The organism is Halovivax cerinus (genome assembly GCF_024498195.1).
Lineage (GTDB): Archaea > Halobacteriota > Halobacteria > Halobacteriales > Natrialbaceae > Halovivax > Halovivax cerinus.
In genome coordinates, this window is sequence record NZ_CP101824.1 from 2,337,380 (window position 1) to 2,351,378 (window position 13,999).

15 protein-coding genes are annotated in these 13,999 nt (G+C 63.7%); 6 read left to right on the forward strand and 9 right to left on the reverse strand.

The genetic code is table 11. The features are described 5' to 3' along the window. Positions 1 to 181 precede the first annotated feature (181 nt). Positions 182 to 508: a hypothetical protein gene (locus NO366_RS10930; protein ID WP_256530824.1), complete on the forward strand. Its 327-nt coding sequence runs from the start codon at positions 182 to 184 to the stop codon at positions 506 to 508. 198 nt (positions 509 to 706) lie between these two features. After that, positions 707 to 1,714, forward strand: coding sequence for an MBL fold metallo-hydrolase (locus tag NO366_RS10935; protein ID WP_256530825.1), 1,008 nt, complete (start codon positions 707 to 709; stop codon positions 1,712 to 1,714). A gap of 112 nt (positions 1,715 to 1,826) precedes the next feature. Here NO366_RS10935 and NO366_RS10940 read toward each other — a convergent pair whose 3' ends face one another. Further along, on the reverse strand, positions 1,827 to 2,144 hold the full coding sequence (locus NO366_RS10940; RefSeq protein ID WP_256530826.1) for a DUF3784 domain-containing protein: 318 nt from the start codon (positions 2,142 to 2,144) through the stop codon (positions 1,827 to 1,829). A gap of 51 nt (positions 2,145 to 2,195) precedes the next feature. Then, complete coding sequence (locus NO366_RS10945) at positions 2,196 to 3,086, reverse strand: DNA-3-methyladenine glycosylase family protein (RefSeq protein WP_256530827.1); 891 nt, start codon at positions 3,084 to 3,086, stop codon at positions 2,196 to 2,198. Between the two features lie 125 nt (positions 3,087 to 3,211). On the opposite strand from NO366_RS10945, the gene NO366_RS10950 reads away from it, so the two are divergent. Then, the gene (locus NO366_RS10950) at positions 3,212 to 3,703 is read left to right on the forward strand and encodes a DUF555 domain-containing protein (RefSeq protein ID WP_256530828.1); all 492 of its coding nucleotides are present in this window, start codon (positions 3,212 to 3,214) and stop codon (positions 3,701 to 3,703) included. A 251-nt stretch (positions 3,704 to 3,954) separates the two neighbouring features. Here NO366_RS10950 and NO366_RS10955 read toward each other — a convergent pair whose 3' ends face one another. The 4 genes from NO366_RS10955 to NO366_RS10970 all read right to left on the reverse strand — a co-directional run bounded on the left by NO366_RS10955 (position 3,955) and on the right by NO366_RS10970 (position 6,649). Next, complete coding sequence (locus NO366_RS10955) at positions 3,955 to 4,194, reverse strand: UPF0058 family protein (RefSeq protein WP_256530829.1); 240 nt, start codon at positions 4,192 to 4,194, stop codon at positions 3,955 to 3,957. Between the two features lie 697 nt (positions 4,195 to 4,891). Continuing rightward, positions 4,892 to 5,071: a DUF7836 family putative zinc-binding protein gene (locus NO366_RS10960; protein ID WP_256530830.1), complete on the reverse strand. Its 180-nt coding sequence runs from the start codon at positions 5,069 to 5,071 to the stop codon at positions 4,892 to 4,894. Between the two features lie 130 nt (positions 5,072 to 5,201). Then, a complete protein-coding gene (locus NO366_RS10965; protein WP_256530831.1) occupies positions 5,202 to 6,173 on the reverse strand; it encodes a transcription initiation factor IIB in 972 nt (323 codons plus the stop codon). A gap of 191 nt (positions 6,174 to 6,364) precedes the next feature. Next, positions 6,365 to 6,649: a DUF357 domain-containing protein gene (locus NO366_RS10970; protein ID WP_256530832.1), complete on the reverse strand. Its 285-nt coding sequence runs from the start codon at positions 6,647 to 6,649 to the stop codon at positions 6,365 to 6,367. A gap of 196 nt (positions 6,650 to 6,845) precedes the next feature. Between NO366_RS10970 and NO366_RS10975 the strand changes: the two genes are divergently transcribed. After that, entirely contained in the window at positions 6,846 to 8,168 is a 1,323-nt protein-coding gene (locus tag NO366_RS10975) for an FAD-dependent oxidoreductase (protein WP_256530833.1), read from the forward strand. A 141-nt stretch (positions 8,169 to 8,309) separates the two neighbouring features. Continuing rightward, positions 8,310 to 9,410, forward strand: a complete 1,101-nt coding sequence (locus tag NO366_RS10980) for an outer membrane lipoprotein-sorting protein (protein ID WP_256530834.1) — start codon at positions 8,310 to 8,312, stop codon at positions 9,408 to 9,410. Positions 9,411 to 9,456: 46 nt separating this feature from the next. Here NO366_RS10980 and NO366_RS10985 read toward each other — a convergent pair whose 3' ends face one another. The 3 genes from NO366_RS10985 to NO366_RS10995 form a co-directional block, all read right to left on the reverse strand. Next, complete coding sequence (locus tag NO366_RS10985) at positions 9,457 to 10,254, reverse strand: VOC family protein (RefSeq protein ID WP_256530835.1); 798 nt, start codon at positions 10,252 to 10,254, stop codon at positions 9,457 to 9,459. 110 nt (positions 10,255 to 10,364) lie between these two features. Beyond that, positions 10,365 to 12,158: a Na+/H+ antiporter NhaC family protein gene (locus NO366_RS10990; protein WP_256530836.1), complete on the reverse strand. Its 1,794-nt coding sequence runs from the start codon at positions 12,156 to 12,158 to the stop codon at positions 10,365 to 10,367. A 222-nt stretch (positions 12,159 to 12,380) separates the two neighbouring features. Then, a complete protein-coding gene (locus NO366_RS10995; protein ID WP_256530837.1) occupies positions 12,381 to 13,493 on the reverse strand; it encodes an OBG GTPase family GTP-binding protein in 1,113 nt (370 codons plus the stop codon). Positions 13,494 to 13,709: 216 nt separating this feature from the next. On the opposite strand from NO366_RS10995, the gene NO366_RS11000 reads away from it, so the two are divergent. After that, on the forward strand, positions 13,710 to 13,913 hold the full coding sequence (locus NO366_RS11000; RefSeq protein WP_256530838.1) for a VNG_1110C family protein: 204 nt from the start codon (positions 13,710 to 13,712) through the stop codon (positions 13,911 to 13,913). Positions 13,914 to 13,999 lie beyond the last annotated feature (86 nt).

The window sequence follows — 13,999 nt, forward strand, 5'->3', positions numbered from 1 at the left end:
GCACGTCGAACTTTTCACTCGATAGCATCGTGGTATTCGATCGTCACCAGGTTGCTCGACCCTCGGCCGACGGCTCGAACCGCCGATTTCCCCGGTCTATCGATCACGGTGTTCAGAATATATAATTTAGATATGGCTAGTGATAACAATTATATATGGGGGTTGTGGTACGGACGGACGCATGTCCAACGATACTGCACCGGTGTCGCGACGGCGCATGATGCGAGCGGCCGCACTCGGTTCGGCGCTCGGACTCGGCGGAATCGTCGGGTCCGACTCGGCCACCGCGGAGGCACCCCGTCGACTCAGCCGCGACGAATTGCTCCGCCACGACGGCGTGACGAAACTGGACGAACGGACGTCGACCGACTGTGATCCCTTCGCGATGTGTACGGGGAACACCTGCTCGATAAGCCCGATCCGGAACTATCGGCACATCTACGAGTGTTGCGACGACGGCTGCGAACTCGTCACGACGCGGTGTGAGTGCCCGGCGCAGATTCCGTAGTATCGCGGACGTCGACGTTCGATCTTAGGGGCCCGTTCGGATTGATTCGCCGGTTGAAACGGTGGCCCGACGCGGATCCGATCGGTCGACGGTCGGACGGTGGCTGGCCTGACGACCATCGACGATCGGCCCCTCGACGCGTGCCGGGTCGATGTATGGACCGACAGGCCGACAACGATTCGGCCCCTACGCCGGGTAGTGACACGTCGCGTCACGCACCGGGACGGCATTCACTTCGCCCTCGACCGACACGTCGTCGCCGACGCCCGCAGCTCTACAGGCGACGTCAACGTCGTGAGCCACGCCCACGCCGATCACACGTTCAGTTCGAGCCCCGGGACCGTGGTCTGCTCGGCCGAGACGGCGGCCATCGCGACGGCCAGGACCGGCGTCGACTTCGAGTTCGTCGAATCCGTTCCCAGCATCGACCTCGTCCCCGCGGGCCACGTCGTCGGATCGCGTGCAGCCCTCCTCGAGGACGCCGACGGCACGCGATACTGTTACACGGGCGACTTTTCGATCCGCGACCGGGCGTACCTCGAGGGCTTCGATCCCGCTTCCGTCGACGCGGATGTCCTGGTGATGGAGACCACCTACGGAAGCCCCCGGTATCGGTTTCCGTCGCAGGACGAACTCGAAACGTCGATCCGTGCCTGGATCCGCGAGCACGACGACCGACCGCTCTTCCTGTTCGGCTACTCGCTCGGTCGCGCCCAGAAGTTACAGAAACTGGCCGAGTCGGTCGGGGGTCGACGAATCCTCGTTTCGGAGACGATCGCCGCGGTGAACGCGGCGATCGAGGCCACGACTGACGTCTCCTTCGGCGGCGAGCGGGCCGAGGATGGACCGCTGTCCGACCTGCGACCCGCGGACCTCTCCGACGAGATCGTCGTCGTCCCGTCGAACCAGTCACGACGCGAGTGGATCGACGCGATCGCCGCGGAGACGGGCGCCCTGAAGGCGGGCTTCTCCGGCTGGGCTGTCGACGACTCGTACCTGTATCGCGGCGACTACGACGTCACGTTCGCGCTGACCGACCACTGCGACTACGACGAACTGATCGAGACCGTCCTCACGATCGACCCCGACGTCGTCTACACCCACCACGGGTTCGACGAGACGTTCGCCGACGTCCTGGCGACCGAGTACGGGTACGTGGCCAGACCCCTCAAACGTGATCAGACGGCCCTCAGCGACTTCCAGTGAATCGAGGACGGTCGGAGCGACTGCGGAGGGTGAGAGTGTGCACTCTCGATCGGCACTCGGTTTTTCTCCTTTCCCGACGCTGTATGTCGACGTCTCCAGTATCTTCGATCGATCAGTTCGACGGCCTCGTGTCGTACCGTCTCGCACCGCGTATCGCACGGGCCGCGAACACGATGGTTCCGACGGTGAAGACGAGCCAGCTCACAGTCGAGACCGCCGGATCGGCGGCCCCAACGACGCCGCAGACGATCCCCAGCACGCCGATGGCGAGGACGTTCGACCCGACCACGTTCGCGAGCGCCTCGTCGTCGGTGACGGACTCCGGATCGTAGCCGGCGACGAGTTCGACCATCCCGGCGTATTTAATCAGGCCACCGAGGACGGGGGGGAACACACCGGTCCCGGCGAGTCCGAGCGCTGCACTGCCCATACGTGTCAGTGTGTATTCCAGTCCGAAATGCCTGTCGCTCGCGCAGCCGTGTCACACGCTGAGTGTCCCGGTTCGCAACGCGTGAAAGACGTACGTCTGGACGTATCCCGCGTACTCGCCGCCGAAGCGGTCTCTGATGGCTCGCGAGGTCTCCGCGTAGGAGCCGCGATCGCACTCCGGGTACGTTGCGGCGATGGCCTTACGGATCCAGGTGTCGAGCGGGACGGCCTCGTCGAACCCGAGCGAGAAGAGCAAGACGCAGTCGGCGACCTTCTCGCCGACGCCGACGAACCGGGTGAGGTACTCACGGGCCTCCTCGTAGGGTAACTCCGCGGCGTCGGCTGGGTGTGCCTCGCCGTCGGCGACCATCCGCGCGGTGTCGACGACGTACGGTGCCCGATAGCCGAGGCCGAGGTCGCGGAGATCGGATTCGGTCGCCGTGGCGAGCTGGTCCGGCGTGGGGAAGTCGTGGTGGGTTCGACCGTCGAATTCGATCGCGGTCCCGTACTCTCGGGCGAGCGTCGAGACCATCGTGTTGATGCGCTCGACGCGCATCTGGGCGGAGCAGATGAAGGAGATCAGCGTGTCGAACGGCGGGTCCCTGACCAGGCGCAGCCCGCGGTGGGCCTCGTAGGCCGCCTGGATCAGGGGGTCGTCCGGCGCGGCGTCGACGATCCGTTCGAGATCGTCGTCGAGCCGAAGTGCGCGCCGGATGATGGGGTCCGCGTCGGTCGTCGACCGCCACTCGAGGCCGTCGCCGGTCGGTCGGACGCGGATCACCTCGCCGTCGATCGCGAGCTCGTACCAGGCGTCCGCGCTCGGGTCCGCCGCGTACAACCGACCGTCGCTACGGGTCCAGCGATAGGTCTGGCCGCTCTCGATCGTCAGGTACGCGTCGAACCCGCCGGTGAGGTCCCCGTCCGGAATCGCGCCCGTTTCCATCGACTCGAGGCAACGGAGGCGCGGCCTTTTGCCTTTCGAGATGGCCCGTCGATCGGGCCACGAGGTCGTGGCGTGAGTCGACAACGGGGCGAACCTTCATACTGCATGCGGCCGAACCACATGGCATGGATTGCAGGGTCGTCGTCGAGGCTGCCGTGCCGGTGTTCGACGTGAACACACCGGACGAAGCGATCCGGATCGCGATTTCGAAGACGGGTGAGATGCTGAACCCTGATCTCAACTACGTCGAAATCAACATGGGCGAACGGACGTCACCAGCGGGAGAGGACCTGCCACCCGCGTTCATCGCCGCCGACGAGGCCCTCGTCGCACTCGAACTGGAGATGACCGTGTTCAACGTCGAACGAGACGAACACGCCGCTCGCATCGCCCGCAAGGAGATCGGCCAGCGACTCGAAAACATCCCGCTCGAAGTGCTCGAGGTCGAAGAACTCCCCGACGAATCCACGGAGACGGCGGACGAGCCGACGGGGGAGTCTGGCGACACCGATCTGGACGAACGCGACGGCGATACCCGCGACGAGACGGCCGAACGCAACTCGACGGCCGGCGACGACGAGGACGTCTTGCCGGAGTTCGAGGACTTGCTCGAGTGATCCGTTTCCCCGTCCTGGCTGAATCGAGGCGGAGTGTATACCGGACCTTCGGTGAAACGACGAGTTGCCAGTACCGACCTCGAGATTCGAGACGTGGTAGATCCCGTCGCCCCGTCGATCTGTGGGTGCCCGAGTGTGCGTGACGAGCGACTCCGAACGCCGGACGAGCGATTGGAGACGAATCGGAGAACGTGACGTGTCCGCGTGAGTACGTAGCCACTAGGTGTCTATCGAGACGCCGCAGGAAGTACTTAATCCGCAGTCGCAGTGACCGTCTCGGTCTCTTCCGATTCGGTCATGTGTTCCGTAATTCCGTTCGCAATCGCAAAAACAGCGTCCTTGTGATCAGTTTTCGATTTGTGGATCGATGTGGGTCGAATCCCAAGTGACTCGTACTCTGTGAGGTCGATTGTACAATTGTCCCACGCTCGGCACTGGTTCGATACCTCGGCAAGAAGCCCGTGAAGGTGGATGAGTTCCTGCTTCTTCATAACCACCCGAGTCTACCAACTGCAGGGTTATATTATTATCCTGAGCCTCGTTACCACGGACCGCTGGCTTGAAACCCCGATAGTCACGCGGTAGAATCTATTTTCATTTCTACGGATCGGTCTCGTATCGCGTGACTGTGGCGTGGTAACGTGGACTTATCTCGGTAAATTCGAGATTTCCACGTCCGTAGCTCACCCGAACGCTCCAACGCGTGCCAGTTCATCGACGGCGTCTGGGCGAGTCGTCCGTGCGCGGGGGCAATCAGTGCGCGTACGGGGGTAACCGGTTTGCACGCCAGGGTGGTTCGGTGCGCGTACGGGGGCAACCGATTCGCATACGGCGGAACCGATTCGCATACGGCAGGGTAGACCAGTACGCGTACGGGAGGGCCGATCGGTTGTGAGTGCATGTGTCGGGCAGTTCGCGGTCTGGGTGGTGAGCGGCTCGTTGGGGAGGGCGAATCTGCCAGCGAGCGGTGGTGATCGAATCTCGAGTGGTGACGGTCGCGCGAGCGTGGATTCGAAGCTACGCAGTCCGTGAGGTATCGGACGAACGGGCGTGCTACCGGGGTAAACTCGGCAGACGGGGGATACGACGGTCCGTCATCGGTGGAAGTGACGTGGTGTCTGCACTGCTCTCGACCGATAGCGTCCACCCGTCGACGGTGGGTGCCCAGGCGATACACTGCTCGACGGCTCAACCGAGCGTCTTCAGCGTCCGAAGGTCCCGGTCGGTCCGGGTGAACTCCGCCGTCCGTCGACTCGCGTGGCAGTTCGGACAGTGAAACAGGTCGGCCGGGTCGGGAAGATCGGTCGGTGGCACCTGCCAGTCCTTCGCACATTCCGGACAGAGTAACTGCACGCTCGTCTCGTCCATGTCACCAATGTACACACTGCGACCTATAAACGTTAGTGTCGGCCTCCTGGTTCGTGAGGGAGCGTATCGTCGTGAAAATCGATATCGGTTGCCGTGAAACCGGGGCGCGAAGAATCGAGAACGGTCGTCATCAGGCGGGTGCGGCCATGTCCGAGGCCTCGAGCAGCTCCTTGTAGCGGTTTCGGATGGTCACCTCGGAGATGTTGGCCACCTCGCTGACCTCGTTCTGCGTCACCTTCTCGTTGGTGAGCAACGCGGCGGCGTAGACGGCCGCGGCCGCCAGGCCGACCGGGGACTTGCCCGAGTGGACGCCGTCACCGCGGGCGGATTCGAGTAGTTCGCGGGAGGTGCGTTCGGTCTCGTCCGAGAGGTCGAGCCCGCTGATGAACCGGGGTACGTAGTGTTCCGGATCGGCGGGCTTGACCTCGAGCGAGAGTTCGCGGACGACGTAGCGGTAGGTGCGAGTGAGCTCCATCCGGTCGACGCGGCTGACCTGCGAAATCTCGTCGAGGCTCCGCGGCGTGCCGGCCTGTCGGGCAGCGGCGTACAGCGAGGCCGTCGCGACGCCCTCGATCGATCGGCCGGGCAGCAGGTCCTCCTCTAGTGCGCGGCGGTAGATGACCGACGCGGTCTCGCGAACGTTCTCGGGCAGACCGAGTGCACTCGCCATGCGGTCGATCTCGCCGAGTGCCTGCTTCAGGTTGCGTTCTTTGGAGTCGCGCGTGCGGAATCGCTCGTTCCAGGTGCGGAGGCGCTGCATCTTCTGGCGCTGGCGGCTCGACAGCGACTTCCCGTAGGCGTCTTTGTCCTGCCAACCGATGTTGGTCGACAGGCCCTGGTCGTGCATCATCTTCGTGGTCGGCGCACCGACCCGGGACTTCTGGTCGCGCTCTGCCGAGTCGAACGCGCGCCACTCGGGCCCGCGATCGATCTCGTCCTCCTCGACGACGAGCCCGCAGTCTGTGCAGACGGTCTCCGCGTGCTCTTCGTCCGAGACGAGTCGACCGCCACACTCGGGACAGTGTTCTGTCTCGTCGCTCCGTTCGCTCGTCTCTTCCCGGTGCGTCTCGTCCGTGTAGGTTCTGATTCGTGTTTCTGTCATGATTCGGGGGGTGCGTTACTCGGGGGCTCCCGGGTGGGGAAACCAGAAGAAACCCGGTCACCTCAGCTAACATAGGGTAAGGGCGAAACGCACTTAAGTGTTACGCCTAGCTTATAAGCTAGTCGGATATTGATTAAGTAGCTTTCGCATATATGGTGATCGATCGTTATCGACCTGGCGCGTCCGTTCGCTCAGACCGTAAAGAGGTGTCCCTCGGTCGGGACGGTGAAGAGACCGATTCGCGCCCCGGCATCGAGCCAGGCGTGGCCGTAGGAGAAGGAGGCGAGCGCGTTCACGAGATCACCATCGTCCCGAAAGTGGCGGCCGTCTTCCAGGTACGACTGGGCCATCTCGCGACACTCCGTCGCCGACTCCGACAACGGAGTGTCGGGCGGCGGCGCAATCTCAGCAGCGTCCAGTGCCTCCGCGAGGAGGCGTTCGTAGCGATCCGTCTTCTCGTGGATGTCGGCGGTCATATGTACACCTCACCGCTGTCCGTGGTAAACGCGTCGGGTTCGTATCCGCAGGATCGTCCGTCTCGCGGGACCCGCCGGTAACCGATCGGGTCGCTGCCGTGGTGTCGGCGCGGCCGGTCGCTTCCCGCGATCGACGGACTACGGGGGGACGGCCCCGAACGCAAGGCGTTTAGGATTCCCGCTCGAATAGCTGTCCATGACCGAGCAGCCGCGCGTCGAGATCTACACGAAAGACGTCTGCCCGTACTGTGAGAAGGCGACGGACCTCTTCGACGAGAAGGGAGTCGAGTACGTCACCTACAACGTGACTGGTGACGACGACCGATTCGAGGAGATGGTAGACCGGGCCGACGGCCGACAGACTGCACCCGAGGTGTTCGTCGACGACGAGCTGATCGGCGGGTGGGACGAAACTAGCGCACTCGAAGAGACGGGCGAACTCGACGAGAAACTCGGTCTCGTCACCGACGGGGGCAGCGACGACGTCGTCGACCACCGACGGCTCATCGTCGCCGGTACTGGCATCGCCGGACTCACGGCGGCGATCTACGCGGCCCGTTCGAACAACGAGCCGCTGGTCATCGAGGGCGACGAACCCGGCGGGCAACTCACCCTGACGACCGACGTGGCGAACTATCCAGGGTTCCCCGACGGCATCAACGGGACGGAACTGGTGAACAACATGAAAGAGCAGGCCCGCCAGTTCGGCGCCGAGATGAGAAACGGGATCGTCGACTCGGTCGACGCGAGCGAGCGACCGTTCCGCGTCGAACTCACGAACGGCGACGCCTACACGGCAGACGCCATCATCGCCGCCTCCGGTGCGAGCGCCCGAACGCTCGGCATTCCCGGCGAGGACGAACTCATGGGCTACGGACTGTCGACGTGTGCGACCTGCGACGGTGCCTTCTTCCGCGGCGAGGACATGCTCGTCGTCGGCGGCGGCGACGCCGCGATGGAGGAGGCGACCTTCCTCACGAAGTTCGCCGACACCGTCTACATCGTCCACCGCCGCGAGGGCTTTCGCGCGGAGGATTACTGGATCGACCGCGTCGAGGAACAGGTCGAGGCCGGCGACATCGAGATCATGAAAAACACGGAACTGATAGAGATCCACGGCTCTCAGGCCGACGGCGTCGACCACGTCACGCTGGTCGAACACCCCGACGGCCACCCGACGGACAAACTAGAGGATCCCGAGACCGAGGAGTTCGACTTCGACGTCGGCGCCGTGTTCTTCGCCATCGGTCACACGCCCAACACCGACTACCTGTCGGGCACCGGGGTCGAAACCGACGACGAGGGCTACCTGAAGACTCGAGGCGGCGACGGCGGCGGACAAACCGAGACCGCCGTGTCCGGGATCTTCGGTGCCGGCGACGTCGTCGACTACCACTACCAGCAGGCCGTGACCGCCGCGGGGATGGGCTCGAAGGCGGCTATCGACGCCGACGAGTACCTGGAGGAACTCGATCGGGCGGCGGCGGACGAGGTCGAGGCGGCTGCCGCGGACGACTAACCCGACCATACGCTCGTTTTCAGTTACTCGAGCCGAGCCGTCGTGTCCCACGACACCTACCCGCGTCTGTGTCCGCTGTTTGTATCTGGTTGTGATGAAAACAATTTTTACCACTTTGGGTGAAACTGGTGTCTGCCGACAATGGTCTTCCGACGAACACTCCTCGTCTGTACTGTCACAGCCCTCCTGGTCTCGGCCGGTTGTCTGGGGGCGTTTCCCCCTGATGACGCGAGCGAGACCGAACCGGGAACGGACCCTCTCGACGCGGCAGAACTGGTCGAACGGTCCCAGTCGTTGAACGTCACGTCAGCATCGTATCACGCCACGGTGACGACGTCGGTGAGTGACGGGACTAAGACGGGGTCGACTACGTACGAGGTCTGGCGGCGTTCGCTCTTCGAGGAGCGCCAGGAAGTCGTCGACGCCGACCAGGAACCGATCGACCCGGATGTGATGGTCAACGACGGATCGTCCATCTGGCTGTCCGACGACGGGACAGATCGCATTGTCCGTATGGAGACGAGTTCGATCCCGAGCCAGCTCACGACGTACAGGCAGCAATTCAACGCGATCGATTTCGACGCGATGGCGGCCGAGCGCGTCGGGACCGACACCGTCGCCGACCGGTCGGTGACGATAGTCGAACTCACCGGTTCCGAACCCGAATCACCGTCAGACGACGTGACGCTGTGGATCGACGACGAGACCGGCGTTCCGCTGAAACAGGAGATGGCGAAGCCCGGCTATCCCGGCCTCACGATGACGATAACCTACGAATCGTTCACCCCGGATGCGGAGATCGCGGACGATCGATTCACCTTCGACCCGCCGGCGGACGTCGAGGTTCTCGACTACGACGAACTGCCGACGGAGACCCACGACGACGTGGATTCAGCCGACGAGACCGTCCCGTTCGACCTCCCCGACCCGACCGTTCCCGAGGCGTATTCGCACAACAGGACGATAACGTCACAGACTCTCCAGGGGTGGATGGCCTCGCTCCAGTACGTCGACGAATCGGCCGATCAACTCACCCTTCTCGTCACCGACGAGCCGAGCGGCCCCAGTACCGACATGGGCGGTGAGCCGGTCGACCTCGGTTCCGTGGAGGCGAGGCAAACGAGTGTTGATTCGTTGAACAGAACGTCTCTCACGTGGACCGCCGGCGAGTTGACCTACTGGATAAGCGGGTACACCGACGAGGAGACGCTGCGTAGCGTCGCCGAATCGATCGTCGAGTAACGACATCGACGCACGGCTGGCTACTTATTCTGCCCCTGGCGCGACCTTAGAACGGAAAGAGCGAGTCGGCCGCCGGGTCGCGTTCGAGCAGTTCGATCTCGTGGCCGTCTTGATCGCGCGTGAAGGCGTACAGGTGGTCGCAGTCGGCAGGCTCGCGGTAGTCGTCGGCCTCCCGCGTCTGCAGCTGGTCCCAGTCGTCGTGGAGGTCGTCGACGCGGACGCAGAGGTGGCCCCAGCCGTCGCCCTGGGTGTACGAGCGCCCGTCGTAGTTGTAGGTGAGTTCGACGGCCATGGCCTCGTCGGCGGCGTCGCGGGGTTCGACGAAGTAGTTCGCGAAGGAGTCGGACTCCCAGCGGCCGACCTCGTCGTACTCGAACTTGCGGGTCCAGAAGCCGAGTGCCGAGTCGGCGTCCTCGACACGGATCATGGTGTGGTCGATCGACCACAGCGCGCCGTCGTCGGGGGATCGCTGGACGATCTCGATCTCGTGACCGTCGGGGTCCTTGACGAAGGCGTAGTGACCGCCGCACGATTCGGGATCGCGGTAGTCGTCGACGCCCTCGTCCATCAGCTGGTCGTAGTGATCCTCTAGTTCGCCCTCAGGGACGCGAACCGCGATGTGGCCCCACGCGTCGCCGATTTCGACCTCGTCGGTGCCGTGGTTGTGCGTGAGTTCGAGCATCGCGCCGTCGTCGTGCACGTCCTCGGGCCCGAGGTAGACGAGTGTGAAGTCGTCACCCTCGTGGCGGTCTTTCTCCTCGTAGTCGAGGTGTGTTCGGTACCACTCGAGTGATTCTTCGAGATCCGAGACGCGGATCATGGCGTGGTCGACGATGCCGTCCATACGCCCGAATACGTGGGCGGGGTGAAAAAGCGTGCCGAAGGCGGAAGGGACGCAATCGCGGTGCAGACGGCCGAGCCCGGGCCCGTCAGGCGGGGACTCGGCCGGCGGATCTACTCGCTCTCTGCGGGGCCGCCGTCGGACGCCACGTCCCCATCGGATCCGGGACCGATCGGTCCGTCAGCGTGCTCTCCGTCGTTCGCGGCGACGGGATCGACGCCCTTGCGTCGCGCGTCGAACTCTGAGAGCCCGTACAGGAGCCCGACCAGGAGGACCGCTCCGATCGCCAGGAGGACGATCGGCGTGATGCGGGTGATCCCCCAGACGGTGATCATCAGCGTGGCTACCCCGCCAACGGTCAGCGCGTAGGGAATTTGGGTCCGAACGTGGTCGACGAGGTCGGCACCGGTGAACGTCGCCGAGAGGACGGTGGTGTCGGATATCGGCGAGCTGTGGTCGCCGAAGATGGCCCCCGAGAAGACCATGCCGACGACGGCGGCGCTCATCGTGTGGTCGCCGGTCATCGTCCAGGCGACGGGAATAGCGATGGGGGTGATGATACCCATCGTTCCCCAGGCGGTACCGGTGGAGAACGCGATGAACGCGGCCGTCACGAGGACGACGGCGGGGAGAAGTGCGATCGGCAGCGAGTCGCCGATGGCGCTCGCGACGTACTCCCCGGTACCGAGCTGGCCGACGGTCGTCCCGATCCCCCAGGCGAGGACGAGGATGGTCACGGCCGTCAGCATGATTCCGAACCCGTCGATCGTCACGTCCGTGGCCTCCCGGAGGTCCATGCTACCCTGGAGGTGGCCAAGCACGAAGCCGGTGGCAACCATGGCGAACGAGCCGTAGATCAACGCCGACGCGAAACTCGCCTCGATGACCATCGTATACAGCGTGTCGAACGGTGCGTCGAGGACCGTTTCGATCGTTAGATCCGACGGTGTGCCGGTCCAGAGCGCTGTGCCGAGCGTCACGACGAGTAGGACGGCGATGGGTGCGAAGAAGTTCACCAACCGGGGATCGTCCGTGTGCGGCTCGCCGAGCGTCCCCTGGACGTCCTGCATCGGCTGTGCGTCGTCACGGAACACGTCTCCGGTACTCGTCGCTCGTCGCTCCGCGTCGAGCATCTCGCCGTAATCGCGCTTCGTCCAGACGACGAGAAAGACCATGACGATCGCCAGGACCGCGTACATGTTGAACGGGATCGACTGGAGGAAGATCTCCATCGCGCTCGGATGTGTTTCGAGCCCGAGACTGTCGTACGCGTTCTCGATCTGATCCAGCTGGAACGCGATCCAGGACGAAATCGCGAGCGTTGCGACTGGCGCAGCGGTCGAGTCGACGATGTACGAGAGTTTCTCTCGGGACACACCGAGCTGGTCAGAGACGTCCTTGATGGTCGAACCGACGATGGCCGTGTTGGCGTAGTCGTCGAAGAAGATGACCAGTCCGAGGGCCATCGCGGCCAGGGACCCCCCTCTGCGGGTCTGTAGTCGCTCCAGCGCCCAGTCTCTGACCGCGTAGGACCCGCCGAGGTTCCAGATCATCGCCACGCCCGATCCGAGCAGTAACGTGAACACGAGGATTTGCGCCTGGAACGAGTCGGCGACGGCGCCGGTTATCCACTCGAACGCCGTGAAGAGGCCGAACCCGTTCGCCACGACGTCGTATCCCCACCCGAGCGGATCACCGAAGAACGCCGTCTGGGGCGTGAGCGTGCGCTCTCTCAGCACCTCGCGGAACCAGCCGTTCGGGTCGCCAAAGAGCGTTGGCCCGCCGGCGTACAGGATTGCCCCCGACCAGATGCCGAGAAACAGTGCGGGCACGGCTTTCCGCGTCCGGATCGCCAGGCCGATCGCCAGCAGCGGCGGTACGAGTGTTAACGCGCCATAACCTGCCATGGTGGGTGTGTACACTCAACCGTCATAAAATTATGTCCCATGACAGATAATGTCGGTGACCGATCAGTCCGTACGCTTACCTCACCCCGGAGTCACCGCCCGATGACGACCACCTCGGAGTCACCGCCCGTAGACGAACCGTTCGCGGCCGATGCACTCGGACGCGACACACTCGAATCAGAGAGGCGTCTCTTCGTCGTTTCGAACGGGGTGTTCGTCGGCCTACCGCCGGAGAATCAGCTTCAGGACGTCCTCGTCTTCGAGGACGTGATCGGTGCCGACCTGCTGTTCGTCGTGGGTGGCGCTCGGTCCGGAGATGCGGGCGAAGCGGAAGCGTTCTTCCATCTCGCCGCCGAGTTTCTCGATGGCTTCGCCGATGGTCGTCCCCGCCTCGACCACGAGGGGTTCCTCCCAGTCGACGCCGCGGCCGGGTTTGTCCATGTAGACGCGGATGAGCCCCAGCCGCTCCCAGATGCGGTCTTTGAGGGCGTCGAGGCCTTTCTCGGCTGCTGCGCTGATGAACGTCACTTCCTCCGGGTCCAGGTCGCGTTCGCGGAGGCGGCCGTCGACGGTCTCCTTGTAGTCGGGATCGATGAGGTCGACCTTGTTCACGCAGGTGATCGAGGGAATGTACTCTCGATTCTCCATGAGGCCGTCGATGAGCCGATCGATCGTGACGGTCTCCTGGAGATTGAGAACGGCGTTGACGTAGCCCTGGTCGCGCAGGACGTCTTTGATCGTCTCCTCGTCGAGTTCCTGGTCGGCACTCGAGGTGATCTTGATGCCGTCTTTGATCTTCGGGCGGACGGTCACCCGTGGCGGCTCCTCGTCGACGCGGATGTTGATGTCGTACAGCTCCTCCTGGAGGCGGTCGTACTGGTCGATCTCGAACACCGAGAGGACGAAGACGATCAGGTCCGCGTTTCGCACGACTGCGAGCACCTGCTTGCCGTCGCCCTTCCCGGTCGCCGCGCCCTCGATGAGGCCGGGCACGTCGAGCAGCTGGATGTTCGCCCCGCGGTGGTTCAACATCCCCGGATTGACGTCCAGCGTCGTGAACTCGTACGATCCCGTCTCACTCTCTGCGTTGGTCAGGGAGTTGAGCAGCGAGGACTTGCCGACGCTCGGGAAGCCGACAAGCGCGACGGTCGCGTCGCCGTGTTTCTCGACGGAGTATCCGCCGCCTCCGCCGGAGCCGGATTGCTGCTTCTCGAGTTTCTCCTTCTTCTCCGCGAGCTTCGACTTCAGCCGACCGATGTGGGCCTCCGTCGACTTGTTGTAGGGCGTATTGGCGATTTCGTCTTCGATCTCGCGGATCTCCTCCTCGAGCCCCATGTACCCGAACGGAACCGGTCGTATCGAAAAACCCTTTCCATGCGCGCCGGCGTCGGTCTCACCGCAGGTCCCCGTCCACATCGTCGTACTACGTGACTGTCACTACTGTACGGGAGTGTACACTACCACACATCGAAACTCACGTTCACACACCGGTCCCTTCCACTGGAAACTGCTTTCGGTACGTATAAGCAGTCCGTTCGAAAAGTGCTGCGTATGCCCAGCGCGTCGATGCTGCGCGACAGCACGCAAATCGTCGTCGGCAGGGCGACCCTCGACGAGCTGGATGTGCAGCTCGACGAACGCTTCACTGTCACCGTCGTCTCGGAACCGGGCGATCGGTACCGCATCATCGGCAGCCCGGTCGAGATCAAGGACGTGTCCGAATTCCTCTCGACACGAGGCGTCAACCTCCGGTAACGACGGGGCGAGACGCTTCGTCGGGACCGTCGTCTCGCGTGCTCGGACAGTGGTTCCGGGGACTTTTTGCCGGTGTGTTTCGAAGG

Bases quoted from the DNA above. Each gene is read 5' to 3' on its own strand.
- NO366_RS10930 (WP_256530824.1), top strand. From the start codon at position 182: ATGTCCAACGATACTGCACCGGTGTCGCGACGGCGCATGATGCGAGCG.
- NO366_RS10940 (WP_256530826.1), bottom strand. From the start codon at position 2,144: ATGGGCAGTGCAGCGCTCGGACTCGCCGGGACCGGTGTGTTCCCCCCC.
- NO366_RS10945 (WP_256530827.1), bottom strand. From the start codon at position 3,086: ATGGAAACGGGCGCGATTCCGGACGGGGACCTCACCGGCGGGTTCGAC.
- NO366_RS10950 (WP_256530828.1), top strand. From the start codon at position 3,212: ATGGATTGCAGGGTCGTCGTCGAGGCTGCCGTGCCGGTGTTCGACGTG.
- NO366_RS10955 (WP_256530829.1), bottom strand. From the start codon at position 4,194: ATGAAGAAGCAGGAACTCATCCACCTTCACGGGCTTCTTGCCGAGGTA.
- NO366_RS10960 (WP_256530830.1), bottom strand. From the start codon at position 5,071: ATGGACGAGACGAGCGTGCAGTTACTCTGTCCGGAATGTGCGAAGGAC.
- NO366_RS10965 (WP_256530831.1), bottom strand. From the start codon at position 6,173: ATGACAGAAACACGAATCAGAACCTACACGGACGAGACGCACCGGGAA.
- NO366_RS10970 (WP_256530832.1), bottom strand. From the start codon at position 6,649: ATGACCGCCGACATCCACGAGAAGACGGATCGCTACGAACGCCTCCTC.
- NO366_RS10975 (WP_256530833.1), top strand. From the start codon at position 6,846: ATGACCGAGCAGCCGCGCGTCGAGATCTACACGAAAGACGTCTGCCCG.
- NO366_RS10980 (WP_256530834.1), top strand. From the start codon at position 8,310: ATGGTCTTCCGACGAACACTCCTCGTCTGTACTGTCACAGCCCTCCTG.
- NO366_RS10985 (WP_256530835.1), bottom strand. From the start codon at position 10,254: ATGGACGGCATCGTCGACCACGCCATGATCCGCGTCTCGGATCTCGAA.
- NO366_RS10990 (WP_256530836.1), bottom strand. From the start codon at position 12,158: ATGGCAGGTTATGGCGCGTTAACACTCGTACCGCCGCTGCTGGCGATC.
- NO366_RS10995 (WP_256530837.1), bottom strand. From the start codon at position 13,493: ATGGGGCTCGAGGAGGAGATCCGCGAGATCGAAGACGAAATCGCCAAT.
- NO366_RS11000 (WP_256530838.1), top strand. From the start codon at position 13,710: ATGCCCAGCGCGTCGATGCTGCGCGACAGCACGCAAATCGTCGTCGGC.